Origin of the sequence: Bartonella sp. HY038, from assembly GCF_014117425.1 — a bacterium.
GTDB lineage: Bacteria > Pseudomonadota > Alphaproteobacteria > Rhizobiales > Rhizobiaceae > HY038.
The window spans coordinates 2,364,631-2,376,875 of record NZ_CP059725.1; the positions used below are offsets into that span (position 1 = coordinate 2,364,631).

Sequence of the window (12,245 nt, forward strand, 5' to 3'; positions counted from 1 at the left end):
CCGCTATGTCACTTGATGTCTTTTTACAATCTTTCGCGGCAATTTTACCAAGCTTACAGTTAACAATTGTAATCACCCTTAGCGCCTTTTTCATTGGACAATTATTAGCTTTGCCTTTTGCCCTAGCGCTTTATTCTAAGTCATCGATTTTCTATTGGCCAGTTGCCATTTACACTTTCATGACACGCGGTAGCCCTTTACTCGTACAATTATTCATCTTTTATAATCTGTTTGGCAAAATAAGCACAGGGCTTGCAATTGAGCGCGGTAGCTTATTATGGTTCATTTTAAATGATGCTAAATATTGTGCTATGTTTGTTATTGGTCTTAACTCAGCATCTTATATGGCAGAAATTTTGTTAGGTGCTTTACGGCAAATTCCAACTGGCCAAGGCGAAGCAGCTATTTCTCTTGGCCTAAAAAAACGCTTTCGACTTTTCGATATTTTATTGCCGCAAGCTTATCGCAATGTACTACCAACGATTGGCAATGAAATGGTAATCGTTTTAAAAGGCAGCTCGCTAGCCAGTGTTATTACTGTTATGGACGTATTTGGCACCGCTAAAACATTTATGTCAAATAGTTCATCCGCTTTCGAAGCATTTTTAGCCGCAGCAATATTATATTTGTGTATTGGCTTTGTCATTGCAATGATATTTAGAGTGTTGGAATATTATTTTTTACCAGCATCGATAACAGGTCACAGAACGAAATAAATTTTTCATTTTTAAAACGCGTAATTTAAAACAAATTAAAAACAAGACTGATAATATAATCAGCAAGGAAATGAAGGTTTCTAAATGATTAAGATTGAAAACCTAGTTAAATTTTTCGGCAAAACGCAAATTTTGCATGATATAAACCTAACGGTAAAATCGGGCGAGCGTATTGTTTTATGCGGGCCATCGGGCTCGGGTAAGTCAACATTATTACGCTGCCTTAATGGCCTTGAACAACGCAAAAGTGGCACGGTGGAAATCGCCGGTCATCATCTAGCACCAGATTGTAAAAATGTTTTAGAGCTTGGCGGCGATGTAGGTATGGTGTTTCAACAATTTAACCTATTTCCCCATATGAGCGTATTGCATAATCTAACCCTTGCTATGCGCCGTGTGCGTAAAACCTCCAAGACTGACGCGGAAAGCTATGCACGCTCACTTTTAACCCGCATGCAGCTTGAAGATAAGGCCGATGCCTATCCAAGGCAATTAAGCGGCGGCCAGCAACAGCGTGTTGCCATCGCTCGTGCTTTATGCATGAAACCCAAAGTCATGCTTTTTGATGAGCCGACCTCCGCTCTTGATCCTGAAATGGTGAAAGAAGTGCTTGATGTAATGACAGGACTATCCAAGGAAGGTCTCACAATGATTGTGGTTACCCATGAGATGGAATTTGCCCGCAATGTTGCAGACCGGATAATTTTTATGGATAAGGGTATAATCTTGGAAGATGCAGAGCCGCCGCAGTTTTTTGATGCACCGCGCCATCAACGTATAAAAGATTTTTTGGCTGATATGCGGCCAACAAACGCTTAACCACCCAATACTCATATAAAACGCAATTAAAGAATGTAATGCTAGTATTTTGCCAAAAAAACATCGCATAAACCGAAAATGGACATGCGCAGTTAGAATCAAACTAATAACTAGATGGGCATAAATAATAACCTAAAAAAGCACTTTTTTCTGATTTTTTTGTCACAAAAAACAGTGATCATTGCTTATAAAAATTCATGCATTTTTTGCTTTTAATAGTTTTAAAAATATGCAAAAACAAACTCATGAAGAGGAGTTAATAATGACGCAGGATATGCGCGATCGCCTTATTGTAGGCCTTGATGTTGCAACCGTTAGTGAAGCCAATGCTATTATCAAGACCCTTGGCGATAATGCCACCTTCTATAAAATCGGCCATCAACTTGCTTTTACTGGTGGTTTGGATTTTGCCAAAGAACTCATCCAAGATGGCAAAAAAATCTTTCTTGATATGAAATTACTTGATATCGATAATACCATTGCTGGTGGCGTTTCAAGTATTTTAAACCTTGGCGTTTCGATGCTAACCCTTCATGCTTACCCAAAAGCTATGCAAGCAGCGGTAGAAGCGGCAAAGGGAAGTGATTTATGCCTGCTTGGCGTTACCGTCTTAACCTCGATGGATGCACAAGACTTAAAAGATGCAGGCTACAATGATACACCGCAAGATCTTGTGTTAAAACGGGCAAAACAAGCACGTGATATTGGTATGGGTGGTATTGTCGCATCAGCCAATGAGGCTATGGCTTTACGCCAAGTAATCGGTAATACTATGGCACTCGTTACTCCGGGCATTCGCCTAAGTGGCACAGACCATGGCGACCAAAAGCGGGTTATGACACCATTTGACGCCATTCGTGCCGGTGCAAGCCATTTGGTGGTAGCGCGTCCTATTATCAAAGCCGAAGATCCGGTTTTGGTGACACAGTCTATCCTTGAGGAGATGGAAAAGGCTGCTGTCTAACTCGCAAGAGTTATAATAATATAAATGGGAGGAAATTTCGCCCACTGCTTTCTTAAAAAGAGCAGTGTCCTTGTAATGCTTCGTGCTAATTTTAGAGATAATATCATGTATGACCAACGTATCCGCAGTGCAGCTTTAAGACAGAAAATTGTGTCAAGTGAAGAAGCGGCAAGCCTTATTCAAAATGGCATGACAATTGGCATGAGCGGTTTTACAAGAGCGGGCGACGCAAAATGTGTGCCGCTTGCTATGGTAAAGCGTGCTGAGCAAGATCCATTCAAAATAACGCTTTTAACTGGTGCTTCCCTTGGTCATGATATTGATGGGCTGCTTTGCAATGCTGGGATTACTGCACGCCGCATGCCTTTTCAGGTAGATTCAACCCTGCGCCATGCGATAAATCGCGGCGAAGTTATGTTTATTGACCAGCACCTTTCCGAAACGGTTGAGCAATTGCGTGCCGGCCAATTAGCATCTGTTGATATTGCCATTGTTGAAGCCGTAGCTATTCGTGAAGATGGTGGCATCATTCCAACCACATCGGTTGGCAATTCGGCAAGCTTTGTGGAGCAAGCTAAAAAAGTTATTGTTGAAATTAATATGACCTGCAATCCAGCATTGGAAGGATTGCATGATATATATATTCCACAATTAATTCCTGGACGCACACAAATTCCGATTGTCAAACCAGAGGACCGTATTGGCACCAATTATATTAAGGTTGATCCCGCAAAAATTGCTGCGATTGTCATTAGTAATCTGCCTGATAGTCCATCAAATATATTGCCAGCTGATACCGAAACCGCAGCTATCGCAAATCACTTGATTGAATTTTTTATTCATGAGATGAAAAAGGGACGCTACACACAATCACTACGGCCTCTACAGGCCGGCATTGGCACTATTGCAAATGCTGTTTTAAGCGGCTTTTTACAAAGCCCGTTTGAAGACCTAAAAATGTATAGCGAAGTTTTGCAAGACTCAACCTTTGACTTAATGGATTCTGGCAAACTGGTTTTTGCATCTGCCTCATCAATTACCTTAAGCCAAGCCTGCGGTCAGCGCGTTTTTGACAATATTGAAAAATATAAAGACCGCTTGATATTGCGTCCACAAGAAATCAGTAATATGCCCGGCGTTATTCGCCGCCTTGGTCTTATCGCTATTAACACCGCCTTGGAATTTGATATTTATGGTAATGTCAATTCAACCCATGTCAATGGCACCCATATGATGAATGGTATTGGCGGCTCCGGTGATTTTGCTCGCAATGCCTCTCTTTCTATCTTTGTCACTAAATCCTTGGCAAAGGGAGGAAAAATATCATCTGTTGTACCAATGGTAACCCACATAGACCATACTGAACATGATGTTGATATTCTTGTTACCGATCAAGGGCTTGCCGATTTACGTGGCCTTGCACCGCGCGAGCGCGCCGCCACCATTATCAAAAACTGTATTGCCCCAAGCTATCGCGATAAAATGCAAGATTATTTTGATCGTGCGGTAAAACGCGGCGGCCACACACCGCATATGCTTGAAGAAGCCTTTTCATGGCACACAAAAATGCAACAAGAAGGCAGTATGCTTTAAATTTATAAAAATTTTTAGATCATTTTTGCATTCGAAGCTGGCTATTCAAGTACTATAGCCAGCACCTTAAATTGACATGCCTAACTTTTAATTTTTCTCAACCGCAGGGGGGTAGAAATCCTTTGCGGTTTTGTCTTTTATACAAAGATTGGCGTTATTTGTTCCCCATAATAGCTTATGGATAGTTTATATTTTTCCGATACCCTCATAATAACCATGATAGTTTACACCTAAGCAATCATTTGCATCCTTTCAAAGTTACTAAGGTTTGGAATATTTGTTCTAATCGCGTCAATATTAGGTATGTGATTCTATGCCAATTGCTTTCCCACTCAAGATTTAGTATTTTCTTAAAATATATGTTGCAATAATAACACATAAAGCAATGCATCACTTATACTAAAGCACTGATCCAATGGTTTCATATTATTGTAACACTCATAACACGGCACTGTAATATTGTTTTTCTAATCCTTGCCAAGAAATAAATTTGGCAGTGGAGAAATAAATGTCAATTCTAAAAACCTTACCGCTAGTGCCGCTCGCATTACTCGCTGGATATAGCGCAGCAAATGCAGCAGATGCTGTTGTCGTTCCCGTTGAACCTGAACCGGTTGAATATGTCCGCGTTTGTGACGCATATGGTGCTGGCTACTACTATATTCCGGGCACTGAAACCTGGCATGCGTATTTCAGGCTATGTTCGCGCCGAAATAAAAGGCGGCGACGACGTATATGCGACCTCGCGTGATGGCATTGAACGCGATACTTACGCATGGCGTTCGCGTGCGACACTACGCTTCCATACAGCAGCTGAAACTGAACTTGGAACACTACGCACTTATATTGACCTACGTTCAGAGTGGCAAGGTGGCGCTAACTGGGGTGCAGCCGGCGATAAGACATCATTGCGTTTTGCATATATTGAACTTGGCGGTCTTCGCGTTGGTATGGACGAGTCAATCTTTGCACATTGGACTGGCTACCTAGGGAAAGTCATGAACGATGACGTGTTATCACCTAAAGGTTCTACCCGCACAAATATGATTAGCTATACTTATAATTCTGGTAATGGCTTTTCTGCAATTATTGGTGTTGAGCAAGGTTCTGGAAGTGATATTAATGGTACCCGTTATAATCGCTATTATGACAGTGTTGCTAATCGGTACATCGCTGAACGGAGCTATAAACTTGTGGGGCCGCAAATTGATGATTATGCACCGCATGTTTTGGGTGGCTTGAAGTTTAAACAAGGTTGGGGTGCAGTCTCTGCCGTTGCTGCCTATGATGCTCGCAATGAGGAATGGGCTGGTAAGCTTCGCCTTGATCTTAATGTAACAGATCAGTTCTCAGTTTGGGTTATGGGTGGCTATAAATCCATGGACGACTACTACAAAGTTGATACATCTGTTAAAGCGTTCAAAAAAGACTATATCAGTGTAGTACGCATTTATAACTCAAACATCGGTGACTGGGGCGGCGATTGGGTTGTTTGGGGTGGTGGAAGCTACAAATTTACCAAAAATACAAGCTTCAATTTCCAAGCTGGCTATGATGATGAGCGTACCTTTTCAGCCGCTGCTAATATTTCACACCAAATCGTCCCTGGCTTAACAATTACCCCTGAAATAGCTTACACAAAATGGGATAGCAATTACGGTTATAAGGCAATTTACAGCGATGCTGGCGCATTGTTAAGCTCTGGCGTTCGCAATAGCATGAAAGGCGAAAATGCATTCCAAGGCATGCTTCGTTTACAACGCTCATTCTAATCTTAAATATTAGAAATTCTATTTAAAAAGCCGGCTTGGATAATTCCAAGCCGGCTTTTTCAACCGTTAAAATCTATTTGCGCCAACTTTTGCAGCATAAGTCTTTCCTTTAGGAAATCATGCTCCAATTCTCATAAACAGGATAACCGACTGTCCGCAACAGTTCTGCTGTTTCAGCCAGTGGCAAGCCAACTACTGCGCTATAAGAACCAACAATGCGTAATACAAAACTACCGGCTAGACCTTGAATAGCATAACCGCCAGCTTTACCGCGCCAATCACCTGATAAAACATATGCATCAATCACAGATTTTGGTAAACGATTAAAACGCACGCGGGTTTCGACAACCCGGTGATGCAGATGACCCTTGGCACATAATACACAAATTGCGGTAAAAACCTTATGGCTACGCCCTGATAATAGGCGCAAGCATTCGCGAGCTTCATCCTCGCTATCAGGCTTAGGCAAGATGGTTCGCCCAACTGCTACAACCGTATCGGCGCTAATAATTGGCGCTTTTTCATATTGTGGTATTAACCGTATGACTTGCGCCGCCTTTTGAGCTTTTTCTAATGCAAGGCGTCTTGCCAAATAAAATGGGTGTTCACCGCGCTTTGGTGTTTCATCAATATCAGCTGCATGTAAATGATCTGGTTCGATACCTATTTGTTTCAATAATGCCATACGGCGTGGTGACGCTGACGCCAATATTAAAGGCATTTTATTTTCAATCACTTCATCATGCTGCATTTTTGTCCGCCATATAGTCAATAAACAATTTTCCTGCTGCTCTAATAGCAACCGGACTGCAAAATAGACCAACTATTTTAACATCAAGTAAAATCAAATTATAAAATTGAAAATAACTAGCGGCTATATGAAAAAGCCAAATGCTTGCATGAAAAAAGCAACACCAAAACAAAGCCTGATTTTTATAAAAGACATAAAAATAAGAGATCTATAAATAGACCTCTATTATTCATCTTTATACCATATTAATCTAGTGTTTTTATCTTGAACCATAGTATGAATTAAAAGCTGCTATGGTAAATAAAAATAGACTATTTATAACGATAGGTAATACGACCCTTAGACAGATCATAAGGGGTCATTTCGACCATGACCTTATCGCCTGCAAGCACGCGGATACGGTTTTTACGCATTCTTCCGGCTGTATGGGCAATAATTTCGTGCTCATTATCAAGTTTTACCCGAAACATTGCATTTGGTAGAAGCTCAGTAACAATACCTGAGAACTCCAAAACTTCTTCTTTAGCCATTGAAACCCTATTCTATTGAATAAAAAAAATAATAAACCCATTTACGGGCCGGCCCTCGCCACCTTGGCGCGAAACCTATATGATAATTGTCACCTTGTGAATAATAAAGCATACTTGCCACATAATTTTTACATGAAAAGCACATTTATCTGCATCAAATTCAATGAAAACAGCCATAATCAGCAACACTTAGCGGCTCTATAACAGAAAAACATCAAGATTTCAAGACCAACTTACAAAAGCCCAAAGCAATACAGAATCACTTATCAATTTGAATACTTAAAAAGCAATTTTTTGAAAATTTAAAATCCTATATATCTAAATTAGGATTAACAAAATGAAACGCTTTTTATAAATATATCTATATTTATAAAAATTTACTTTTTGTAAACTTTTTCTGGAACCTTTTGCCGGCTAAGTCGTTTTTGTTGTATGAACGCTGACAAATGGCAATTGAGCCAAGCAGCTAAGAGAATTAATCGAACAACCCAGAAGAATTTAACAACAGGAAGCCAATAGCGTTTCCCGTTAACAGTCTAACCTTGTCAAAATTTGAAGCAAATAAGCGCGAAACGAGTTTTCGCCAATAGAGAAGCTTTGCTTAAAATTATGGGTTTGTGCGGTTCTTCCATAAAAATTTAAGGATTACGATCATGAACCGTTTTGCAAAATCAATTATCGTTGCTTCAACTCTAGCAATTGCTGTAATTGGCAGCACTTTTACAGCACAAGCAACCACAATTTCAGCCCCTGCCTTATCATTGCATAATGCACCTGCAACAAGTGCAGCCGTAACCAGCAATATTGCTAAGGGAACTGAAGTTAATGTTGGTGTTTGCAATTCAGCTTGGTGCTATGTGACTGCAGGAAACCAAAAAGGTTGGGTTGAAACCAATAAGCTTTCAACACAATTAGCTGCTGCAAATAGCAGTGCTCGTTCAATGGCGGTTAGCGGTGGTGCAGCCGGCTCTGCTGCAGCTGGTAGCCGTACCGCATCTGCTGGCTTAAATATTTCAATTACCATTGTTCCTGAAAAGTCAGAAGCAAAGGCTGCAAACCACAATCGCATTAATGTTGCTAAAATTGCACCACAAAACTTGCGTTAAGAATTTCACAAATCCCCGTTAGCTAAAATCAAGCTAACCAATTGGCCTATCTGATTTCATGATCGATCAGATAGGTCTTTTTATTTTGTCTTTTGTTATTTGATGCCGAATAAAATTCTAAGAAAAAAATCGAACAAAAAAACAATCGATTAAAGGTTGCGACCAATAGCCAAATATTTTTCACGCCGTTCATCACGTAAAGTAATACCATCCTTATCGGCCATGCTTTTAAGCGCAGCAGCAATAATATTTCCAGTTGCATCCATCACTGCTTCACGATCACGATGTGCACCGCCCAATGGCTCTGGAATAATACCATCAATAATCTTTAACTCATAAAGATCTTGCGCTGTAATGCGCATATTGGTCGCTGCATCTTTTGCGCGGGTGGCATCGCGCCAAAGAATAGAGGCCGCACCTTCTGGTGAGATAACTGAATAAATCGAATGCTCGAGCATGTAAACGCGATTAGCAGCGGCTATAGCAATGGCACCGCCAGAACCGCCCTCGCCGATAACGATAGCAACAACAGGAACTTTAAGATTTAGCATTTCAGCCGTTGACCGAGCAATGGCTTCCGCTTGACCGCGCTCTTCCGCACTAACACCAGGATAAGCTCCGGCTGTATCAATGATTGACACGACAGGAAGATTGAAGCGTTCAGCCATTTCCATGATGCGAACCGCTTTGCGATAGCCTTCAGGACGGGCGGAGCCAAAATTATGTTTCAAGCGTGTTTGCGTATCATGACCTTTTTCAAGACCAAGATAGGCAATAGCTTCCCCTTGAAAGCGAGCAAAGCCGGCTTGCAAAGCCTCATCTTCACCAAATTTACGATCTCCAGCTAATGGAGTGATATCGCTAAATAGGTGGTTGGCATAATCTAAAAAATGCGGACGATCCGGATGACGCGCAATTTGCGTCTTTTGCCATGGGGTCAATTTTTTATAAAGATCACGCAATGCCTGCGCAGAGCGCTTTTCAAGACGGTCAATCTCATCACTCATATTGACACTGTCTTTTTCTTGGCTAAGCTTTTTAAGCTCAAAAATCTGGGCATCGAGATCTGCAACAGGTTTTTCAAAATCAAGGTAATTATACATCAACTATTTAATCCACACGAGTAATTTTGGAGCTATCTTCTATGCACTTTTCATGAAGCAAGCGTTAAAGACCAAAGTATTTGGGACAATTTTACTTTCTTTAACAATGATTGCGCTTAAAAGAAAACAAAAAAACGCCCTTTCCATGGCAAATTTTATTTTTTTACCCTTTATTAGCATTTTCAGCAAGGGGATGAAAGCTATTGACCAGCTTTTGCAGCCTTTCTTCTAACACATGGGTATAAATCTGCGTAGTCGAAATATCGGCATGACCTAATAATTGTTGTACGGCGCGTAAATCTGCACCATTTTGCAATAGATGGCTTGCAAAAGCATGGCGCAATACATGAGGCGATAATTTTTCAGCATCAATTTGCGCGCGGCTAGCAAGTGCTTTTAACTCACGCGCCACCACTTGCCGCGCAATGTAGCCACTATCTGACTGCGCAGGAAATAGAAAAGGGCTTTTATCTGAGGCTTTATTTTTCCTTATTAAAAGCCACGTTTCGACTGCTTGGCGAGCTTTATTGGAAAGCGGCACAAGTCGTTCTTTTGCACCTTTACCTTTGACAAGAATAAATTGCGGATTTCCCTCTACTGCCCTCAAGGTAAGGCTTATGAGTTCTGATATGCGAAGCCCACTTGCATAAAGCATCTCGATTAAAACATATAACCGATAGTTACGATAACGCTCCGCATCGCTCAAATCACTCAAATTTGCTTCACTCTCTGCAAAATCAAGTAACAATCCAACTTCTGCTTCACTCATGATCTTCGGCAAAGTTTTAGCTTTGCTTGGGGCATCAATTTGGGCGGTAGGATCGTCTTGCCGGACATTTTCAGCATAAAGAAATTGATAAAATTGCCGCAAAGTCGAGAGGCGACGCGCTTGCGAGCTTTGGCTAAAACCTTCCACCGCCATGCTTTGCAAGATTTTTTCAATATCGCTTTCCATAGCATTGGATAATTGTTTATTAGTTTTAGCAAGCAATTCATCAGCCCATTCAAGATCACGATTATAGGCTTCAAGCGTATTGTCAGCAGCGCCGCGCTCCGCACTCATCATTTCTAAAAAGCGATCAATCAACCGCGAAGATTGCTTATTTACCATAATGCTACCCAATTCTTATTGTGAAGGCTCATTAAGGCGATCTGCATCTAATGCTTGCTCATCGCGTACTGGCTCTACCGGTTGTACAGGCCATGCCCGCAAATTTAGCTTGTCATTTGGTATTGTAATCGTCAGCTCTGCAGTTTTAGGCTTTACCATATAGGCCAGTGCATAAATTGCACCGCAAAACAATGCGGCAATTGTCAAAAGAATCAAAAAAATGCGGCGTATGGTTGGCATGCTAACCTTTATTAGAACTAGAATGAATATTTGCATCTTTCCTGCGGGAAAGGTTCTAAAACGCATTATTGATTTAAATTGTTGTTTATTTGCTAACGGCCGCAATTTTATTGAATAAATATCGTCAATGTCACTCATTTTAACAAATATCATTAAACTCAACGAAAATCAGAAGCTTCACAGAGCAGGCGAATTGTTTTAAGGTTAGAATAATTTTGATTTGACTGTTGGAGATAAGAGATGAGCACCACCGTTAGAGTTAATTTGGATGAACGTAGCTACGATATTTTGATCGGCTCTAATCTTCTTAATTCTTGCGGTGCACTGATTGCATCACGCTTTAAAGGCGTAAGAACAGCCATTGTAACCGATAGTAATGTGGCAAAAATTCATCTAAAAACGGTAGAAGAAAGCTTAAAGCAGGCTGGCATTGACAATACATCAATCATTGTTGATGCGGGAGAAAAATCAAAATCCTTTCCTGTCTTGGAAAGAGTCGTAAGTGATCTTCTTGATGCAAGATTAGAGCGTGGTGATATGGTTTTAGCGCTTGGCGGCGGCGTTGTTGGTGATTTAACTGGTTTTGCCGCCGGCATCGTTCGCCGTGGTATGGGCTTTATCCAATTGCCAACTTCGCTTTTGGCGCAGGTTGATTCTTCAGTCGGTGGTAAAACTGGCATTAACACAGCACATGGAAAAAACTTGGTTGGCGTCTTTTATCAACCAGAACTCGTGCTTGCCGACACCGAGGCGCTTGACACATTAAGTAAGCGCGAGTTTCGTGCCGGCTATGCGGAAGTTGCTAAATATGGGCTCATTAACCAACCAGATTTTTTTGAATGGCTTGAAAAAAATTGGCAGGGCGTATTTGCAGGCGGCAGCGAACGGGTTAGTGCAATTGCCCGTTCATGCCAATCAAAGGCCGATGTTGTTGCCCGTGACGAACGCGAGTCGGGCGAGCGTGCCTTGCTTAATTTAGGCCATACATTTGGCCATGCCTTGGAAACGGCCACCCATTATGATAGTGGCCGCCTTGTTCACGGTGAAGGAGTGGCGATTGGCATGGTGCTTGCCCATGAGTTTTCAGCAAAATTAAATCTTTGTGCGCCCGAAGTGGCTTTACGCGTGCGTGCGCACTTAAAAGAGGTTGGCCTGCCGACAGATCTTGGTGACGTGCCAGGCGGCTTGCCAGATGCTGAAAGCTTAATGGGCTTTATCGCACAAGATAAAAAAGTTGAACGCGGTGCCTTAACATTTATCCTCACACGGGGGCTTGGCCAGTCTTTTGTGGCAAAAAATATCGCAACTTCTGAGGTTTTAGCCTTTTTACAAGAAAAACTTAGCAAAATTTAACAATCGCTAGTTGATCCTTTAATCGTTATTGGTTAAGAGAAAGGCATCAATGTCCACGTAGCTCAGTAGGATAGAGCACAGGATTCCTAAAAATTGGGCGTTGCAGCTGGGAAACCCTGCAACGGATCTGCTCAAATTCGGGGAAAGCTTTATTGTTGCGATTTATCCAACAATATGCCAATCCCGA

At 41.5% G+C, this 12,245-nt stretch carries 11 protein-coding genes and 1 pseudogene; 7 read left to right on the forward strand and 5 right to left on the reverse strand.

Features of this window, described 5'->3' with window-relative positions; translation table 11 throughout:
* Positions 1 to 5: 5 nt before the first annotated feature.
* The 5 genes and pseudogenes from H3299_RS10280 to H3299_RS10300 all read left to right on the forward strand — a co-directional run bounded on the left by H3299_RS10280 (position 6) and on the right by H3299_RS10300 (position 5,864).
* Positions 6 to 716: an ABC transporter permease subunit gene (locus H3299_RS10280; RefSeq protein WP_182417575.1), complete on the forward strand. Its 711-nt coding sequence runs from the start codon at positions 6 to 8 to the stop codon at positions 714 to 716.
* Between the two features lie 84 nt (positions 717 to 800).
* Positions 801 to 1,535, forward strand: a complete 735-nt coding sequence (locus H3299_RS10285) for an amino acid ABC transporter ATP-binding protein (protein WP_182417576.1) — start codon at positions 801 to 803, stop codon at positions 1,533 to 1,535.
* A gap of 262 nt (positions 1,536 to 1,797) precedes the next feature.
* On the forward strand, positions 1,798 to 2,499 hold the full coding sequence (gene pyrF / locus H3299_RS10290; RefSeq protein WP_182417577.1) for an orotidine-5'-phosphate decarboxylase: 702 nt from the start codon (positions 1,798 to 1,800) through the stop codon (positions 2,497 to 2,499).
* Positions 2,500 to 2,604: 105 nt separating this feature from the next.
* Positions 2,605 to 4,092: an acetyl-CoA hydrolase/transferase family protein gene (locus tag H3299_RS10295; RefSeq protein WP_182419738.1), complete on the forward strand. Its 1,488-nt coding sequence runs from the start codon at positions 2,605 to 2,607 to the stop codon at positions 4,090 to 4,092.
* A 508-nt stretch (positions 4,093 to 4,600) separates the two neighbouring features.
* Positions 4,601 to 5,864, forward strand: a pseudogene (locus H3299_RS10300) (porin).
* Between the two features lie 109 nt (positions 5,865 to 5,973).
* Here H3299_RS10300 and H3299_RS10305 read toward each other — a convergent pair.
* Positions 5,974 to 6,615 carry a Maf family nucleotide pyrophosphatase gene (locus H3299_RS10305; RefSeq protein WP_246708063.1) on the reverse strand — a complete coding sequence of 214 codons (642 nt, stop codon included), beginning with the start codon at positions 6,613 to 6,615 and terminating at the stop codon, positions 5,974 to 5,976.
* 311 nt (positions 6,616 to 6,926) lie between these two features.
* Entirely contained in the window at positions 6,927 to 7,145 is a 219-nt protein-coding gene (gene infA / locus H3299_RS10310; protein ID WP_182417578.1) for a translation initiation factor IF-1, read from the reverse strand.
* A gap of 653 nt (positions 7,146 to 7,798) precedes the next feature.
* Here infA and H3299_RS10315 point away from each other — a divergent pair.
* Positions 7,799 to 8,251, forward strand: coding sequence for an SH3 domain-containing protein (locus H3299_RS10315; protein WP_182417579.1), 453 nt, complete (start codon positions 7,799 to 7,801; stop codon positions 8,249 to 8,251).
* Between the two features lie 149 nt (positions 8,252 to 8,400).
* Here H3299_RS10315 and H3299_RS10320 read toward each other — a convergent pair whose 3' ends face one another.
* The 3 genes from H3299_RS10320 to H3299_RS10330 all read right to left on the reverse strand — a co-directional run bounded on the left by H3299_RS10320 (position 8,401) and on the right by H3299_RS10330 (position 10,705).
* Positions 8,401 to 9,354 carry an acetyl-CoA carboxylase carboxyltransferase subunit alpha gene (locus H3299_RS10320; protein WP_182417580.1) on the reverse strand — a complete coding sequence of 318 codons (954 nt, stop codon included), beginning with the start codon at positions 9,352 to 9,354 and terminating at the stop codon, positions 8,401 to 8,403.
* A gap of 163 nt (positions 9,355 to 9,517) precedes the next feature.
* Positions 9,518 to 10,465 carry a site-specific tyrosine recombinase XerD gene (locus H3299_RS10325; protein WP_182417581.1) on the reverse strand — a complete coding sequence of 316 codons (948 nt, stop codon included), beginning with the start codon at positions 10,463 to 10,465 and terminating at the stop codon, positions 9,518 to 9,520.
* A gap of 15 nt (positions 10,466 to 10,480) precedes the next feature.
* On the reverse strand, positions 10,481 to 10,705 hold the full coding sequence (locus H3299_RS10330; RefSeq protein ID WP_182417582.1) for a hypothetical protein: 225 nt from the start codon (positions 10,703 to 10,705) through the stop codon (positions 10,481 to 10,483).
* 240 nt (positions 10,706 to 10,945) lie between these two features.
* On the opposite strand from H3299_RS10330, the gene aroB reads away from it, so the two are divergent.
* On the forward strand, positions 10,946 to 12,058 hold the full coding sequence (gene aroB / locus H3299_RS10335; RefSeq protein ID WP_182417583.1) for a 3-dehydroquinate synthase: 1,113 nt from the start codon (positions 10,946 to 10,948) through the stop codon (positions 12,056 to 12,058).
* Positions 12,059 to 12,245: the final 187 nt, after the last annotated feature.